The sequence below is a fragment of the Microbacterium sp. TW_SC_2 genome (genome assembly GCF_055361165.1).
In genome coordinates this window covers 91,890-107,787 of sequence record NZ_CM143952.1, presented here as the reverse complement: position 1 = coordinate 107,787, position 15,898 = coordinate 91,890, and the positions used below count along the sequence as shown (strand labels likewise).

At 68.5% G+C, this 15,898-nt stretch carries 15 protein-coding genes and 1 pseudogene; 9 read left to right on the top strand and 7 right to left on the bottom strand.

What is annotated here, in order from left to right; genetic code table 11:
• Window positions 1-226: 226 nt before the first annotated feature.
• The 5 genes from ACWA14_RS00530 to ACWA14_RS00510 form a co-directional block, all read right to left on the bottom strand.
• Window positions 227-1,348: a lactonase family protein gene (locus ACWA14_RS00530; protein ID WP_463795490.1), complete on the bottom strand. Its 1,122-nt coding sequence runs from the start codon at window positions 1,346-1,348 to the stop codon at window positions 227-229.
• A gap of 10 nt (window positions 1,349-1,358) precedes the next feature.
• Entirely contained in the window at window positions 1,359-2,645 is a 1,287-nt protein-coding gene (locus ACWA14_RS00525; protein ID WP_463795489.1) for an adenylosuccinate synthase, read from the bottom strand.
• A 181-nt stretch (window positions 2,646-2,826) separates the two neighbouring features.
• Window positions 2,827-4,086, bottom strand: a complete 1,260-nt coding sequence (locus ACWA14_RS00520; protein ID WP_463795488.1) for a hypothetical protein — start codon at window positions 4,084-4,086, stop codon at window positions 2,827-2,829.
• An 80-nt stretch (window positions 4,087-4,166) separates the two neighbouring features.
• Complete coding sequence (locus tag ACWA14_RS00515) at window positions 4,167-4,544, bottom strand: hypothetical protein (RefSeq protein WP_463795487.1); 378 nt, start codon at window positions 4,542-4,544, stop codon at window positions 4,167-4,169.
• Window positions 4,545-5,004: 460 nt separating this feature from the next.
• Window positions 5,005-6,165 (bottom strand): hypothetical protein, encoded by a 1,161-nt coding sequence (locus tag ACWA14_RS00510; protein WP_463795486.1) that lies wholly within the window; start codon window positions 6,163-6,165, stop codon window positions 5,005-5,007.
• 383 nt (window positions 6,166-6,548) lie between these two features.
• Here ACWA14_RS00510 and ACWA14_RS00505 point away from each other — a divergent pair, with 383 nt between their 5' ends.
• Window positions 6,549-7,487: a DMT family transporter gene (locus ACWA14_RS00505; protein ID WP_463795485.1), complete on the top strand. Its 939-nt coding sequence runs from the start codon at window positions 6,549-6,551 to the stop codon at window positions 7,485-7,487.
• On the opposite strand, the gene ACWA14_RS00500 is transcribed toward ACWA14_RS00505, so the two are convergent.
• A complete protein-coding gene (locus ACWA14_RS00500; RefSeq protein WP_463795484.1) occupies window positions 7,484-8,305 on the bottom strand; it encodes a CAP domain-containing protein in 822 nt (273 codons plus the stop codon). The genes ACWA14_RS00505 and ACWA14_RS00500 overlap by 4 nt on opposite strands.
• A 130-nt stretch (window positions 8,306-8,435) precedes the next feature.
• A complete protein-coding gene (locus ACWA14_RS00495) occupies window positions 8,436-9,170 on the bottom strand; it encodes a GntR family transcriptional regulator (protein ID WP_463795483.1) in 735 nt (244 codons plus the stop codon).
• A gap of 291 nt (window positions 9,171-9,461) precedes the next feature.
• On the opposite strand from ACWA14_RS00495, the pseudogene ACWA14_RS00490 reads away from it, so the two are divergent.
• From ACWA14_RS00490 to ACWA14_RS00455, 8 genes and pseudogenes are all read left to right on the top strand, one after another.
• Window positions 9,462-10,577: pseudogene (locus ACWA14_RS00490) on the top strand (AAA family ATPase).
• A 34-nt stretch (window positions 10,578-10,611) separates the two neighbouring features.
• The gene (locus ACWA14_RS00485) at window positions 10,612-10,947 is read left to right on the top strand and encodes a DUF58 domain-containing protein (protein ID WP_463795482.1); all 336 of its coding nucleotides are present in this window, start codon (window positions 10,612-10,614) and stop codon (window positions 10,945-10,947) included.
• The gene (locus tag ACWA14_RS00480; RefSeq protein WP_463795481.1) at window positions 10,872-11,498 is read left to right on the top strand and encodes a DUF58 domain-containing protein; all 627 of its coding nucleotides are present in this window, start codon (window positions 10,872-10,874) and stop codon (window positions 11,496-11,498) included. The genes ACWA14_RS00485 and ACWA14_RS00480 overlap by 76 nt, the downstream gene beginning before the upstream one ends.
• 466 nt (window positions 11,499-11,964) lie before the next feature.
• Window positions 11,965-12,168, top strand: coding sequence for a hypothetical protein (locus ACWA14_RS00475; RefSeq protein WP_463795480.1), 204 nt, complete (start codon window positions 11,965-11,967; stop codon window positions 12,166-12,168).
• A gap of 51 nt (window positions 12,169-12,219) precedes the next feature.
• Window positions 12,220-12,951: a VWA domain-containing protein gene (locus tag ACWA14_RS00470; RefSeq protein ID WP_463795479.1), complete on the top strand. Its 732-nt coding sequence runs from the start codon at window positions 12,220-12,222 to the stop codon at window positions 12,949-12,951.
• 327 nt (window positions 12,952-13,278) lie between these two features.
• A complete protein-coding gene (locus ACWA14_RS00465; RefSeq protein ID WP_463795478.1) occupies window positions 13,279-13,578 on the top strand; it encodes a VWA domain-containing protein in 300 nt (99 codons plus the stop codon).
• Between the two features lie 179 nt (window positions 13,579-13,757).
• Entirely contained in the window at window positions 13,758-15,203 is a 1,446-nt protein-coding gene (locus tag ACWA14_RS00460) for a hypothetical protein (RefSeq protein WP_463795477.1), read from the top strand.
• A 212-nt stretch (window positions 15,204-15,415) separates the two neighbouring features.
• Entirely contained in the window at window positions 15,416-15,772 is a 357-nt protein-coding gene (locus tag ACWA14_RS00455; RefSeq protein ID WP_463795476.1) for a hypothetical protein, read from the top strand.
• The last annotated feature ends 126 nt before the right edge of the window (window positions 15,773-15,898 follow it).

The following is a 15,898-nucleotide window of genomic DNA, read 5'->3' as shown; positions in this document are numbered from 1 at the left end:
CAAGCCTCTCGTCGCCGGTCGTCATGTTCAAGACCAACATCGGATCACGGGCCGGATGTTCCCGACGCGCCGAAACGGGGCATGGGGTCGTCGGGCGCCGGGGGGGCTGTGGCGAGTGCGGGGGGCCGAGTGCTGTGAGCGGGTGCGGCCGGCCGAGCCTCGGCGTCGAGCGCGACGTGCAGGAGAATCCGCCGGATGCAGGAGGAAACGCGCCGTGTGGTGGGTCTCAGCGCACGGGCAGGAAGTGCGTCGGGGTGGGGACCTGAGCCTGATGGCGGATGCCGCGCACGGCGCCCGAACGCTCGTCGAGGTCGAGCAGGCTGATCGTGTTCGAGCGCTGACCGGCGACGAGCAGCTTGCCCTCGTGCACCAGATGGTGGCGCGGCCAGTCGACGCCGGAGTCTGCGAGCGCGACCGACTCGAGCGACTCGCCGGCGCCGCGCACCCGGAGCGTGACGATCGTGTTGCTGCCGCGCAGCGCGGTGTAGAGGAAGGCGCCGTCGCGCGTGCGGGCGAGTTCGGCGGGGAAGTCGGTGCCGATCTCGGCGATCGGGCTCGCCAGCAGCGAGGACACGACGCTCCAGGTGCCGTCGACGGCAGCCGCGAGCGTGAAGACCTCGCACGAGTACTCGGTGACCACGTGCAGGTGGCCGCTCGGATGCATGACCATGTGGCGCGGACCGGTGCCCTGCGGCAGCACCACCTCGTGATCGAGGCGGAGTCCGTCGCCGGTCGGTCGCCAGATCCGTACGAGGTCGAACCCGAGGTCGGTCGTCGCGATGCGTCCGTCGGGAAGGAACACGGCGGAGTGAGCGTGCGACGCGCGGTCGGCGTCGTAGGGGTCGGATGCCGGTGCGCCGACGCCCGCGGGAAGCGGGGCGGCAGCGGCATCCGCCGATTCCGATCCGTCGTCTCCGAAGAGCGCGGCCCGCAGCGCCGCGGCCTTGGCGGCCCGGTCACCCGCCGCAGGGACGAGTCTCCCGGCGGCGTCCAGCCCGATGCGGACGACCCGCCCGTCGCCGTAGCAGCTGGCGATCAGCGAGTGTCCGTCGGGGGCGACCGCGACGTGGCACACCGAATCCCCGGCCCCGACCGGCTCGCCGAGGGGCACGAGGGCCTGATCGCCGGAGCGCGCGAAGGCCTGCACCGCGGCATCCCCCTCGAGCGCCGCGTAGACGACGTCGAGTCGCGGGTGCGCCGCCAGCCACGACGGCGACGGCGTGCGGGTGACGGCCCCGCGATACGACAGGCTGTTCGCCTCGCGTCCGGCGTCGCCCGCGAGCAGACCGATGCCCTCGGCCTGCCCCTCCATGCCCTCGCCGTAGCCGCCGAGCCAGAACCGCGTCATGGCGGCGGGCTCAGTCGAGCAGGTCGTGTCGCACGATGACCTGGTCGCGCTCGGGGCCGACGCCGATCACCGAGATGCGCGTGTTGCTCATCGCCTCGAGCGCCAGCACGTAGTCCTGGGCGTTCTTCGGCAGGTCGTCGAAGGTGCGCGCGGTCGAGATGTCCTCGCTCCAGCCCGGGTAGTACTCGAGCACGGGCGTGGCGTGGTGGAAGTCGGTCTGGTTGACCGGCACCTCGTCGAAGCGCTCCCCGTCGACGTCGTAGGCGACGCAGACCGGGATCTTCTCGAGCCCCGTGAGGATGTCGAGCTTGGTCAGCACGAGGTCGGTGATGCCGTTCACGCGGGTCGCGTAGCGGGTGATGGGAGCGTCGTACCAGCCGACGCGGCGCGGACGGCCGGTGGTGGTGCCGAACTCGAACCCGGCGGACCGCAGCCACTCGCCCTGCTCGTCGAAGAGCTCGGTCGGGAACGGACCCGATCCGACGCGGGTCGTGTACGCCTTCACGATGCCGACGATGCGGTCGAGAGCACCCGGGCCCACGCCCGAGCCGGTGGACGCGCCACCCGCCGTGGCGGACGAGGAGGTGACGAACGGGTAGGTGCCGTGGTCGACGTCGAGCATGGTGGCCTGGCCACCCTCGAAGACGACGACCTCGCCGCGGTCGAGCGCCTGCGAGATGAGGTAGCCGGTGTCGGCGACCATCGGGCGCAGTCGCTCGGCGTAGGAGAGCAGGTCTTCCACGATCTCGTCGGCCGTGATGGCGCGACGGTTGAAGATCTTCACCAGCAGGTGGTTCTTCTGGTCGAGAGCGCCCTCGACCTTCTGGCGGAGGATGTTCTCGTCGAAGATGTCCTGCACACGGATGCCGACGCGGTTGATCTTGTCGGCGTAGGCCGGGCCGATGCCGCGGCCGGTGGTGCCGATCATGCGCTTGCCGAGGAAGCGCTCGGTGACCTTGTCGAGCGTGCGGTGGTACTGCGTGATGATGTGCGCGTTGGCGCTGACCTTGAGCCGCGAGACGTCGATGCCGCGGGCGGCGAGCGCCGAGAGCTCGAAGAACAGCACCTCGAGGTCGACCACGACGCCGTTGCCGATCACCGGGTTCACCCCGGGAGACAGGATGCCCGAGGGCAGCAGGTGCAGGGCGTACTTCTCGTCGCCGACGACGACGGTGTGCCCGGCGTTGTTGCCGCCGTTGAACTTCACCACCCAGTCGGTGCGCTCACCGAGCAGATCGGTGGCCTTGCCTTTTCCTTCGTCGCCCCACTGCACGCCGACGATCACGATTCCTGGCATGGGTATCCCCCTGGCTTTCGCCGGGTTCGCACCGGCCGATGAGCTGGCCCTCTTCGGGCGGTCCCATCCTATCGGGAGGGCCGGACACGGCCCTTCGGGCCTGTGCACTCGAGGTGAACCGGTCGAGGAACGCCTGCAGGTGAGACGTGCTCGTCTCCGCCGAACAGATCCTCGCCGGCGGTCATCGTCGTCGCGCCTCCTCCGCGCGATTGCGCGCGTTGGCCTCGATCTCCCGCATCCTGGCGTAGAACGCCTCGATCCGCCGCGCCTGCGGCGAATCGGGCGCGGGATATCGCAAAGAGGCCGGCATCACTACTGCGGCTCTGCTGCAACGACCTTCTTGGTCGGGGTCGACGGCCCCGCGGAACTCAGAAGAGATCCAGGGCTCCCCGCTCAGCCGTCGGAGCTCATCCGCCTCGGCCGGATGCTCCGTCCAGCGGTGAAGAGTTCCCCGCGAGTTCGCCGTCATACGCGCGGCATCGAGGTGCGGTGCGACCAGCTCGGCGTACTCCGGGCCGAACCAGGTCAGCCACTGCGGAGCCGTCGGCAACCCGCTCCACGGCTCACGAAGCTTGACATCCATGAAGGGTAGCGAATCACCATAACGGCTCGTGTTCACCTCGGCGAAGGCGAAGAAGCAGCCGGCTCGCTCGGCGAGCGCAATGAAGAAAGGCTCGATGTCCTCCAGCGCCTTCAGTTTTCTCAGCCGGTCGAGGTCATACGTCAGCTGAACTGACTGGGTGCGCTTCCACAGGTCGTTTGTCCAGTCGCCGATCGACCCCGACTCGATCGGCTTGCCGAAGAGCAGCAGACTCCCGATCTGACACTTCTCGCGGTACATCGATGCGAATGCCGAGTCGTCGTCGCGGGGGAACTTACCCTGGAGCGGCTCGTAGGTGCCGAATCGCGGTGGCACCGCGAGCGGGAAGTACTCTCGGGCCGTGCGGAGATAGATCTCGGCGAGATCCTTCGAGTCGTCACGCAGGCGGTGCCATTGCAGGTGCAGAAAGCGTGTCTTCGGTGATTCAGGCTCCGGCACTGCTGCAGGCACCGATGGCTCATACGTCTGCAGGTCGATCACGGTGCCATCGACGCGCTCCGCCAACCGTGCCGCGAAAGCCGTCGCCGCGGTCAGATTCGGCTCTTCGACGGTGGCCGAGAACCCGCCGGCTCCCGTCCGCACGTCATACGAGACGTGGATGCTGTAGAGCACCGTCGCTCCCAAGACCTCGGTCCATCCCTCCGGGATATCCTCCGGTTCGAGCTGCGCGGGCCCGTCGAGCTCGAACGCCGTCTCACCGGTCCGCTTGTGCACGATGGATGAGATCGTCCGAGACCGCCGATCGACCTCGGCCTTCAGACCACGCACCGTCGAAACCACCTTCGCCAGGTCTCGCGCCGTCAGCGAGACCTTCCCGTACACATCGACGTCATAAGACATCGGCTTGCTCCTTCAGGTTGTGAACCGAGCGAGGAACTCCTGCAGGCGACCCCGCGAGAAGAGGGTCCGACCAGTGCCGATCACGCCTGGAGGTCCACGACCAGGCCGTCGAGCCGGTCGGCGAGACGTGACGCGAAACTCAGTGCCGCCGAGAGCTGCCGCGGATCCGCCTCGAAGGAGAAGCCGGCCGAGGTGTCCACGATGTACGGGACCTGGATGCTGTAGAACACCGTCGGAGGGGTGCTCCCGGTCCAGTCATCGGGGACCCATCTCGAATCCACGTCCATCGGCCCGTCGACGGTGAAGCAGTGCTCGCCGGAGCGCTTCCACTCGACCTCACCGACTCCGCCGGTCGCGCGATCACCCTTCGCCTTCAGCTCTCTGTCGGCCTTGACCGTCTTGACCAGCTCACGCGCCGTCAAGGCTCGCTGCGCATACACTTCCACGTCGTACGACATCTCTCCCCATTCGCCGGTTGCCTCCGCCACGCTATCGAAGGCACAGTAGCTACCCGATATTTCGCATCCGGTCGCGCACGTGGCCATCCGCAGCCCCTGTTCAGGCCAGACGTGACGGGTGTGTGCGCGTCTGCGCGAATGCGGCTTGAAAACGCAGGTCCTCGACTGAGCCGCTATGTTTGCGGCGGCTGGTGTGTGCGGAATACATGAACGAGCGCCTCCCGTATCTGGTCAGCCTCGCCCGGCTTCATTCCGACCAGCGATGAGAACTCCCAATCGTCGATGGCCAGGCGCGATTGCGAGATCGCATTCGCGAAGAAAGCAATCTCGTCCAAGGTGACGACGAGTGCCCCCCACTGCATCGGGGGAAGCTTCGTCGATTCGAAGGTCGGGAAGTGTCAAGAACTGCACGTTTCACCCAATCAGTTGAGCTGGTTGACAAAGTCGTCGTACTTATCAGCTACTCGCTCGGCTTCTCGCCGAACAGCCGATCCAGGAACGTTCGCCCGCGAGGCGAACCTCCTAGAGATACCGGCATGACACGGGCATCGGAAGTCGCCAGGAGCTTGCGCTCTGAGTCCTTCTGCTGAGGAAGCAGCTTCTCCGGGACCCATGGTGCTCGCTCGATTTGCGACGCAATCTGGAGCGCCGGTTCAGGAGTATCGGCCCACAGGTGGACTACGCCGCCATCCACAGACCTCTTGCGGCCGTTGAGGTAGGGCTCAACCAGGAGCGCGTACTCCGTGGAGTACCATGTCATCCATTGCGGGATCCGCGGAAGTCCCGGCCAACGCCCGGACGGACTCGACGGCACCGAGGTAAAGACCCGGCTGTCATTCACCTCGGCACAGCCGAAGAAGCTCCGACTCTTCTGGGCTACATCTACGAAGAACGACTCCAGGTCAGCGGGTGCCAATGCCGGGGAGGCGTTGAGGTCAAAAACGAGCGCAAATGTCTTGACGAAGCTCCGCGACCATTCCGGCACACTGCCACGCACGAGCGGGCCATTCCCTTTGAGAAACAGTTGGCTTGCGGAGCACTCGCGCCTGTAATACTCCATAAGCCCGATTTCACCCACCTCACGAAATCTCTCCGACAGTGGATGATGAGTGCCGAATAGTGCTGGCAGCGCCACAGGGAGAAAATCTCTCGATGCAGCGATGTAGTCCGAGAGGAGAGAAGTCGACTCGCCATCGCTTTGGAAATACCACTCCAAGTGAAGGTACCTGGCGGTGCCTACTCTGACCGCTTCGACCTCGGGTTCAGCGGAGATGTCAGTCTGCAGGTCGACTACGACACCATCGACTTGCTCGGCCAAGCGCTGCGCGAACACGATCGCCTGAGACGGTGGAACCTCGCCACCCTCGACGGTGATTCTGTAGAGCCACTTCATCGCCTCAAGCTTGCGCCGGTGACGGTGCGGCAAATCATCGATCTCGATCCTGTGCGGCCCGGAATATGTGAATGCGTAGACGAAGGTCGCCGCCGATGTCAGCATCACGGGGGCGGGGCGCGACGCTATCTGCTGTCCGCTCGCGGCGAGGCCGTGTGCATCCACCATCTCCCGGAGCTGGTGGGATGTGAGCGTTGACCGCCCGTACACCTCGAGGTCGTACGACATATTCTTCGATCCTGGTTCTAGGGACAGATCAGTTTGATCATGTTCCCGCTGAGGGACTTCCCGTTCTCGTCGGAGAGGAACTTCGCGAGTATCTCCACATGTGTCGGCGGCTTGCAGAGCAGACTTTATCGATCGTCTGCGAATCTGTCTGTCCGCCGAAAGGCCTACTTGACGGTATGAAAGGAGCGTGAGATCGGAGAACTCTCACTCATCTGCGGTCGGGCCGCATCTGGCCGAAGTCTGAAGCTCGTCCGATATTCTGCACCTGGCGAGGCGACGCGCCGGGCTCGATAGTCATCACGGCTTCTCCGTGACGGAAAAGCGACGGATGCTGGCGCTTCGGCCGGTCGTGGAATGTCCGACCCCGATGCCAGGATCGGAGGATGTCAGAAGCCGTACCCGGCGACCCGGGCGTCCGCATGCCCACCGCCGCCCCGAAGACGCAGGGGCCGCTCGTCCTCCTCGCGGCGCTCGTGACCGTGGTGCTCTGGGCGTCCGCGTTCATCGGCATCCGCGGCGCGGGCCCGCACTACGACCCGGGAGCCCTGGCCCTGCTGCGCATGGGCGTCGGCAGCGTGGTGCTCGCGATCATCGCGGTGCGCCACGGCATCCGCCTTCCCGAGCGTCGGCACTGGTGGCTCGTCGCCGTGTGGGGCGTGGGCTGGTTCTGCGTGTACAACCTCGCGCTCAACGCCGCCGAACGCACGCTCGACGCGGGCACCGCCGCGATGGTCGTGAATCTCGCCCCGCTCATGGTCGTGATCTTCAGCGGTCTGTTCCTGCGCGAGGGATTCCCCCGGCCGCTCGTGATCGGCGCTCCGATCGCGTTCCTCGGCGTGGTGCTGATCGGCATGAACTCGTCGACGAACGAGGGCCCCGACATCACCGGCCTGCTGCTCGCCCTCCTCGCGGCCGTCATGTACGCCGGCTGCACGCTGCTGCAGAAGCGCCTGCTCAGCGCCGGGACGGATGCGACGACGCTCACGTTCCTCGGCGCCGTCGCGGGCACGGTCGCCCTGCTGCCGTGGATCGGCAGTCTCGTCGGCGCCCTGCAGACCGCACCGCTCGACGCGACGCTGTGGGTCGTGTACCTCGGCATCTTCCCCACCGCGATCGCTTTCACGACCTGGGCGTATGTGCTGCAGCGCAGCTCGGCCGGTCAGACCTCGGCGACGACCTACGTGGTACCGGCGATCGCGATCCTGATGTCGTGGGCGATCCTGGGTGAGGTGCCGACGCCGCTGATGTTCCTCGGTGGCGCCCTGTGTCTGCTCGGCGTGCTCGTCACGCGGATGCGGTGGGGACGACGGCCCTCCGGCTAGGAGCGGCCGAACAGCTGTGTCCAGTAGATGCCGTACGAGCCGCCGTGGGCGATCCCGATCCCGACCGTGGCGCTGTCGCAGTTGAGGATGTTGGCGCGATGGCCCTCGCTGTTCATCCAGCTGGTCATCACGTCCTGCGCCGTGTCCTGCCCCGCCGCGATGTTCTCGCCGCTCCCGTCGGAGTAGCCGGCGGCCTCGAGCCGATCCCAGGGCGAGCGTCCGTCCAGAGAGGTGTGGCTGAAGTACTCCTGATCGGCCATGTCCTGGCTGTGCGCCCGGGCGACCTGCTCGAGCACCGCAGTGGCCGTCACCGGTCCGCAGCCCGCATCGCCCCGCTCGATGTTGACCAAACGCACGACCTCGGCCGCCATCGCGGCGTCACCGGAGAGCGCGACGGGCTGGGACGGGGTGACCGGCGCCGGAGGGGCTGCGGGCGGAGCCGGAGCGGCAGGCGGGGCGCCGGGCGCCGGGGCCGTCTCGCCTGCTTTCGGGCCGCGTTCCGGGGACGGCACGGGAGAATCGGGCGCCGCTGACGCCGTCGGAGTGGCAGTCGGGGTCGGCGTGCCTGTCGGCATCGTCCGGCCGGTCACCATCTCCGACCCCGGCGCACCGACCGGCCGCCGTGTCGGCTCTCCGGCCGAAGTCGGACCGGAGGCGCCGGGCTTCGGCGCGGTGTCGGACGCCGACAGGATCGTCGGCGCTTGCACCGCGTAGGCCACGGCGCCGGTCGCACCGATCGCGACGACCGCGATCAACGCACCGATCCACCACGAACGTCGGTCGCGGCGCGCACGCTCCAGCATCTGACGAACACGCATGAGTCCTCCATGCCGACACCGTCGAGACAGGACAACGGGGGCGTCCTGAATTCGCGCCGACCTTTTCACGATAGGACGACGGGCGGGCCCTCGCTCCCCCGCGGGAGGCGAAACCCGCGCCCCGGTCACGCTACATATCGGTATTCCGCTGAGCGCCCGCGTGACGTCCTCGATCTCCCGGCAGCGCCTGGTCCCTCTCCTGTGACAACAGGGCCACCGTGGCGCGGTACTGCCGGCGGAAGAACTGCTCCGCCGCGCCGGCGTCGCCCGCGAGCATCGCCGCACGCATCGCGCGATACGACGTCGCGCGGGCATCCGGCGACCCCAGGACGATCCGGGCCGTCCGCAGGTTGCGGGTCACCAGCAGATTCACCGCCTCCATCGCCTCGGCGAAGATGGGGTTGCCCGATTGCCGGGTCAGGAAGACCATGAGCGCGCGCGCCCCGATCAGGACTCCGGCCTCATCGTCGACGTCGGAGGCGGCGATGACGCGGTCGACCAGGTGGATCGCCTGCTGCAGCGCCTCGGTGTCCATCCGCTGCATCGCGAGGTGGATCGCCACACCCGCCTGCATCCCAGCGAACTCCAGGGTGTGCGCGATCGTGTCGTGGCCGACGACGCTCACGCGGGTGAACCGATTGGGCAGCACTTCGACCAGACCGAGCCAGGACAGATGACGCAGGGCCTCCCGCGCCGGGGTGCGCGAGATGTGGAGCGCCTCGGCGATCTCCTTGTCGCTGATGTGCTCGCCCGGGGCGAGTCGTCCCTCGACGATCGCATCGCTCAGGGTCTCGAAGACGCGTTCTCCGAGCACCGCCCCCTCGCCGAGCGGACCGAGTCTCGCCCGCAGTTGCGAATCGCCCATGATTCCCGCCTTCCGCCCGATTCATACGCCGTCGAGCGCACCCCGCACCGTCATCAGGCCACCCCCTCGTGGGAGCGATCTCATCGTTTGGGTATGAGCTATGTATACCGATATGTTGCGGCTTTCGATAGCGGTCCGCGCAACCGCAAGCCGCAACGGAGGCCCCGGTGGGCGGCTCCCCCTTCGTCGTCATGCCGCGGGGGCGGTCGCTCCGCCTCGCGCCGATGCGGTTACGCTGTTCGCGGGGGCTGGACGTGCTGTGCGCCCCCGGAGGATCGAGGGAGCCACCAGATGAACGAGCCCTACGCGTCGGACCGGCAGACGGACTCGGCACCGCCCCCTCCGCCCGCGCCCCCGGCACCTCCCGCCGCCGCACCTCCCGCCGCGCGACCGGCCGCCCCGTCCACGCCGGTGGCCGGCGACGCGCCCACCGCGTCCGAGCTCGCCCGCGCCGGCGAGGTGCTGACGATCATCTCCGACGCGTACTCGGCCAAGATGATCGGGCAGGAGCGCCTGCGCACGAGCCTGCTGGTCTCGCTGATCGCCGGCGGCCACATCCTGCTCGAGAGCGTCCCCGGCCTCGCCAAGACGACGGCCGCGAGCACCTCGCCGACACCGTCCGCGCGCAGTTCAAGCGCATCCAGTGCACGCCCGATCTGCTCCCGAGCGACATCACGGGCAACCAGATCTACGATGCCGCGACCGGCTCGTTCCGCACGGTGCTCGGCCCGGTGCACGCCAACTTCGTGCTGCTCGACGAGATCAACCGCTCGAGCGCGAAGACGCAGAGCGCGATGCTCGAGGCGATGCAGGAGCACAGACCACGATCGGCGGCGAGGTGCACCACCTGCGAAGCCCTTCCTCGTGATCGCGACGCAGAACCCGATCGAGCAGGAGGGCGCGTCCGAACTGCCCGAGGCGCAGATGGACCGCTTCCTGCTCAAGGAGATCGTGAAGTCTCCGAGCCCGGCCGAGAATTCGAGATCCTCGGCCGCATCGATTCGGGCGTGCTCGACCCCGACCGGCATGTCCCGGGCGCGGTGTCCCTCGACGACGTGCGCCTGATGCAGGACGTCGCGAGCCGCATCTACGTCGACCCGGCCATCCGCAAGAGACTGCATCCATGTCGATCGCCTACGTGACCCAGAACCCGCGCCCTACATCGGCGAGGACCGCGCCCGGTTCATCAAGTACGGCGCGAGCCCGCGCGCAAGCATCGCGTTCCTGCAGGCGTCGCGCGCGCTGGCGCTGCTGAAGGGCCGCTCGCACGTGCTGCCCGAGGACATCCGCGAACTGCGGCATCTGGTGCTCCGCCACCGCGTGCTGCTGACGTTCGAGGCCGATGCCGAGGGCATCCGCCGCGAGGAGATCATCGACCAGATCTTCGCCGCCGTGCCCACGCCCTGATTCCCTCCGACCCCTTCGACAGGACCAGGGAGCCATGGCCAGTCTGATCGCGCAGGTGAAGAGCAAGCTCTTCATCCATTCGTCGCGCACCTCGATGCACGCGCTCGACGGCGCCTACGCATCGCTGCTGCACGGGCGCAGTCTGGACTTCGAGGACCTGCGCAAGTACGAGTACGGCGACCAGGTGCGCGACATCGACTGGCGTGCGACGGCGCGCCTGGGCACGCCGCTGGTCAAGCGCTCCCGCGCGACCCGCATGCACACGATCCTGTTCGTGGTCGACGCGGCAGGTCGATGGCCACCCTCGCCGCCGACGAACGGTCGAAGAAGGACCTTGCGATCCTCGCCACCGGCGCCCTCGGCGTACTGACGCTGCGCCACGGCGACGACTTCACGGCGGTCTACGGAGATGCGTCGCGCGTGCGCCGTCTCGCCCCCGGCCGCAGCGAGGGCGCGCTCGAGCACGCCCTGCGCACGATCGACCGCGCGATCGACGAGAGCTCCGCGCCCAGCGACCGCGATGCCCTGCTCTCGTACGTCACCCGCACGATCTCTCGCCGCATGATCGTCGTCGTCGTCACCGACGAGGCACCGATCACGACCGAGACCGAGCGGATGCTGCGCCGACTGCGCGTGCAGCATGACGTGCTGTGGCTCACGGTCCGCGACGCCGAACCGGTGCTCGACCACGCGACCGGACGCACCCGCCGGGACGTGGACAGCCTCTGGGAGGTGCCCGACTTCGTGCGGGCGACCTCGGCATCGTGCAGGAGGCTCACCCGGCAGACCCAGGCGGATGCCGCGCATCTGGCGGAGACGCTCACGCGCATGGAGATCAGTCATGCCGCGCTCGACGGACAGGACGACGCCGTCTCGCAGCTGCTGACCCTGCTGAACCGGAGGTCGAATGCCCGGTTCTGACGAGCTCTACCCCCCGGCGCAGTACGGCTGGGGATGGATGCTGCTGGCCATCGGCATCCTGCTGCTCCTGATCGCCGCCGCCTGGCTGCCGTGGTCGTCCTGACGCGGCCTGAACGCGTGGGCGACACCGGCGACGCGGGCCAGCCGCAGCCGCTCGCGGAGGATGTGCTCTCGCAGCTGCGCACGGAGTACATCGAGCGCATCCAGCGGATCGAGACCGATTACCGCGAGCGCCGCCTGACGCCGCGCAATGCGAACCTCGAACTGAGTCGCGTGGTGCGCACCTTCGTGAACGAGTACAGCGGCCTCGAGGCGCCCGTCCTCTCGCTCGAAGACCTGCGGGCGCGCGGGGTCCACCCGCGCTGCTCGACGCGATGGGTCGCCACTACTACCCCAGCATCTTCCGGCAGGGCCCCGCGATCGACCCGCTCGCCGGTGCCGAAGCGGCACGGACGGTGGTGCGCACATGGCACTAGCGAACCTCTGGGTGCTCTTCGTCGCCATCGGGGTCGCCGTCGTCGCGATCGCGATCGGCCTGTTCCTCGGTCTGCGACGTGACGGCCACCCGCACGCCGCGGATGCCGCCCGTGTCGCCCGGGCCGAACGCCTGCGCGCGCTCCCCACCTCCGAACCGCCCTCACGCGCCGGGTCGTCGCCCTCGCCGGGGTGATCGCGATCGCCACAGTCTCGACGATCGCCGCCGGTGGTGAGGCGCGGCCCGATGTCGTCGCAGACCATCCAGCCGGTCAACACGAGCCGCGACATCATGCTCTGCCTCGACGTGTCCGGATCGATGACCGAGGTCGACGTCGAGGTGCTCTCGGTGTTCGAAGAGCTGCTGGAGGGATTCGAGGGCGAGCGCATCGGCCTGACGATCTTCAACAGCTCACCCGTGCAGATCTTCCCGCTGACCGACGACTACGAGTTCATCCGCGGTCACCTCGAGAGCATGATGCAGAGCTTCGACTACGTCGACGAGATCCCCGAGCACTGGGTCGGCACCCTCAACGGCAACGGCGCCTCGCTGATCGGGGACGGGCTCGCCGCCTGCACGCTCGGCTTCGACCGTCCCGACGACGAGCGGCTCGCGGTCGGTGATCTTCGCGACGGACAACGAGGTGAACGGCGCGTCGATCGTGTCGCTCGAGGAGGCCGCGGCGTTCGCACGGCATCCACGGACGTCCGCGTGTTCGCGCTGAACCCCGTGCAGGGCAAGGACGCCGATGTCAGCGCCGAGCTCGCGGCCGCGGCGGAGGCCACGGGCGGTGCGGCCTTCGGTCTGCGCGACACCACGACCGTCGCCGACATCGTGGCGCAGGTGCAGGAGCAGGATGCGACCGAGCTGCGCGGCGAGGCCCAGATCGTGTGGACCGACACCCCGAACCTCTGGATCGTCGCGCTCCTGGCCGGCGTCCTCGCCTTCATCGTGGTGCTGTGGAGGGTGAGACTGTGATCCTCCAGCCCGTCCTCCACCCCCTGCTGCTCCTCCTGCTTTTCGCGCCCGTGCTCGCGCTGGTCGTCTGGGTGATCGTGCGTCCGCCGCGTCCGGCGGCGAGCGCCGGCGCCCCGGCATCCGCGTCCCCGCATCGCGCGCACCGCACGCTCTGGTCGCTGCGGCTCGTGATGGTGCTGGCCTGCCTCGTGATGCTGCTGCGCCCCGGCATCCCGGGCGGTGCGACCCAGACGCTCGCGACCGACACCGACATCCTGCTCGTCGTCGACACGACGGCGAGCGTGGTCAGCGGAGGACTGGGACGACGACCGTCCGCGCCTCGACGGCGTGCGGGAGGACGTGGCGGCGCTGATCCAGGAGTACCCCGGCGCCCGCTTCGCCCTCGTGACCTTCGACGCCGCGGCGGAACTGCGGATGCCGTTGACCACCGACACCACGGCCCTGGTCGGCTCCCTCGGGGTGCTGCGCCCCGAGGTGACGAGCCAGTCGCGAGGGAGCTCGATCGGGATCGCGGCCCCCCTCGTCGCCGAGACGCTCGCCACAGCCGCCGAGGCATCGCCGGATCGATCGCGCATGGTGTTCTACTTCGGCGACGGCGAGCGAACCGTCAGCTCGCCACCGGAGTGAATTTCGACAGAGAGCGCGAAGTACACGGATGCCGGGGCCGCTTCGGCTACGGCACCGCGAGGGCGGCCCCGTGCGGATCACGAGCGGGGGCGTCAGACCGTCGGGCGGCAGCGACGAGGGCTACATCGAGTACGAGGGTTCCGACGCCCTGTCGACGATCGACGACGAACCTGCAGGCCGTGGCCGAGCAGCTCGGCATCGTCTACGAACTCCGGACGGCGGACACGCCTCCGGCGCTCCCGAGGCCCGCCGCCACGACGACCAGCTACGCCGAATCGGGCGAGGTCGGCAACGTCATCGAGCTGTACTGGATCGCCGCGCTCGTGATCGTCGCGCTGCTCGGCATCGAGCTGGCCCGCGCGACGATGCTCGTGGCCCGCCTCCGTCAGCTCCGCGCGCCGGGCGGCCCCACCCTGAGCGAGCGCAGCGAGACGAAGGGCGCCCACGGCACCGACGGAGCGAGGTGCATCGTGACTCCGCAGAACGATGCCGCCGCCGCGCTGCTCGCGTCGAATCGCCGTCGCCGCCGCATCCGTCGCTCGATAGCGATCGGCACGTTGCCCCTCACTCTGGTCGCGCTGCTCTTCGTCGGCAAGCTGCTCAGCATGTACGCCTTCGCGCATCAGGCGATCACGGCGTACGTGGTGGACGACTACGCAGGTTCGGAGGCCGCGGCGCGGGGTCAGGAGTTCCTCAACGGGTTCGAGCCGTACAAGGCGCCGTTCAACGTCGGCACCGCCCTCGCCGGGGCCGAGCGGCTGCCCGAGGCCCGGGCGGAGCTCGAGAAGGCGCTGGGCCTCGCCTCCGGTCTGGAGGTCTGCGGCGTGCGGATCAACCTCGCTCTCGTGATCGAGCGGATGGGCGATGCGGCACGCGCCGACGGCGACGGCACGGCAGCCGCGGCGTTGTTCGACGAGGCCCTCACGATCACGATCGAGACGCCCGAGGAATGCCGCAGCGAGGAAGCGCAGGAGCAGTCCTCCGACCCGAGCGACATGAGCGACACCCTCGACGACACCGAACAGCGCCTGACCGAGAAGCAGCAGGAGCAGCAGCCTCCGCCGGAGGAGCAGCCCGAGGAGCAGGAGGAGCCGCAGCCGTCCGATGACAAGCTGCAGGAGCCTGAAGGACAAACTCGACCAGGGCACTCAGGAGCGCGACCAGCAGCAGGACGGCGACGATCCGGGCGGATCCGGGACGGACAGGCCATGGTGATGGATCACGAGAAGCAGCGGGCACGCTCATCGCGGGCTCCGAGGGCGCGCCGCCCGTGCCGCCTCCGGGCGGGTACCGGGGAGCGCGTCGCGTGCCGGCGCCCAGCCGGGGCGGTCAGGCCGGCTCCGATGATCGACCCCGCGGGCCCGGACGGCCCGGAGGAGAAGACCTCCTCGAACGCGATCGGCTGGATCGCCCTGGTCACCGGCATCCTGTTCGTGCTGATCCTCTTCGGCGCCCTCCTCGCGGGGGGCACCGATGTGCTCTACGGCGTCACGATGCTCGCCCCTGCAGCTGGTCGTCGTGGGCGTGATCGTCGCGGCGATGCTCTCCCCGCGAGGACGACGCCTGGGCACGGTGGCGCTGATCGCGAACGATCCTGTTCAACGTCGCGACCGTCGGCGGCATGAGCGCCTGCAGACGTCGGCCTCGGGCAACTACGACGGGGCGAAGACGGATGAGCAGAAGCACGCGAGGCCTACCCGGGCATCAAGGGCACCGACCCCCAGGACGTGCTGAACCAGCAGTCGCTGGAAGAGGTGCGCGCCGATGCCGACGGCCTGTTCGCCGAGATCCGCGCGCGGGTGACCGAGAAGTTCGGCTACACGTGGGTGCAGGTTGGGTGAGGAAGACCTGCGGGCCCGAGCGCAACGGCTACGGCGGGGAGTCGATGCTGTACGAATACGCGTCGGTCGGGTGGGCCACGACCGAGCCGATCCAGGGCTACAGCCGCAAGCTCGCGGTGCTGGCGGTCGTGAATCAGGTGATCGTGGAACGCGGGCTCTGGGACCTCTACAGCTTCAACGATCCGGAGCTCTCCGGTCTCGATCCGTCCATGATCGCCAAGCTCTACGGCACCGACGACCCCCGCACCCAGCACACGTGGGAGAATACTGCACCGAGAACTACCCCGACCCGCTGCGCTTCTACGCGAACATGTACGACCTGTCGAACGATCCCGGCGGGGACTTCCGCGTGACGCGCGAGGCGCAGAGTGCGCGCACGGGCGAGCCGCTCGAGGGACTTCAGCTGGTGGTGATCGCCAGCGCCGTGCTGCCAGCGAGGCCGACCGTGCGGAGTTCGAGGAGACGCTCCAGGAGTACCC

Bases quoted from the DNA above. Each gene is read 5' to 3' on its own strand.
- ACWA14_RS00530 (WP_463795490.1), bottom strand. From the start codon at position 1,348: ATGACGCGGTTCTGGCTCGGCGGCTACGGCGAGGGCATGGAGGGGCAG.
- ACWA14_RS00525 (WP_463795489.1), bottom strand. From the start codon at position 2,645: ATGCCAGGAATCGTGATCGTCGGCGTGCAGTGGGGCGACGAAGGAAAA.
- ACWA14_RS00520 (WP_463795488.1), bottom strand. From the start codon at position 4,086: ATGTCTTATGACGTCGATGTGTACGGGAAGGTCTCGCTGACGGCGCGA.
- ACWA14_RS00515 (WP_463795487.1), bottom strand. From the start codon at position 4,544: ATGTCGTACGACGTGGAAGTGTATGCGCAGCGAGCCTTGACGGCGCGT.
- ACWA14_RS00510 (WP_463795486.1), bottom strand. From the start codon at position 6,165: ATGTCGTACGACCTCGAGGTGTACGGGCGGTCAACGCTCACATCCCAC.
- ACWA14_RS00505 (WP_463795485.1), top strand. From the start codon at position 6,549: ATGTCAGAAGCCGTACCCGGCGACCCGGGCGTCCGCATGCCCACCGCC.
- ACWA14_RS00500 (WP_463795484.1), bottom strand. From the start codon at position 8,305: ATGCGTGTTCGTCAGATGCTGGAGCGTGCGCGCCGCGACCGACGTTCG.
- ACWA14_RS00495 (WP_463795483.1), bottom strand. From the start codon at position 9,170: ATGGGCGATTCGCAACTGCGGGCGAGACTCGGTCCGCTCGGCGAGGGG.
- ACWA14_RS00485 (WP_463795482.1), top strand. From the start codon at position 10,612: ATGGCCAGTCTGATCGCGCAGGTGAAGAGCAAGCTCTTCATCCATTCG.
- ACWA14_RS00480 (WP_463795481.1), top strand. From the start codon at position 10,872: ATGGCCACCCTCGCCGCCGACGAACGGTCGAAGAAGGACCTTGCGATC.
- ACWA14_RS00475 (WP_463795480.1), top strand. From the start codon at position 11,965: ATGGCACTAGCGAACCTCTGGGTGCTCTTCGTCGCCATCGGGGTCGCC.
- ACWA14_RS00470 (WP_463795479.1), top strand. From the start codon at position 12,220: ATGTCGTCGCAGACCATCCAGCCGGTCAACACGAGCCGCGACATCATG.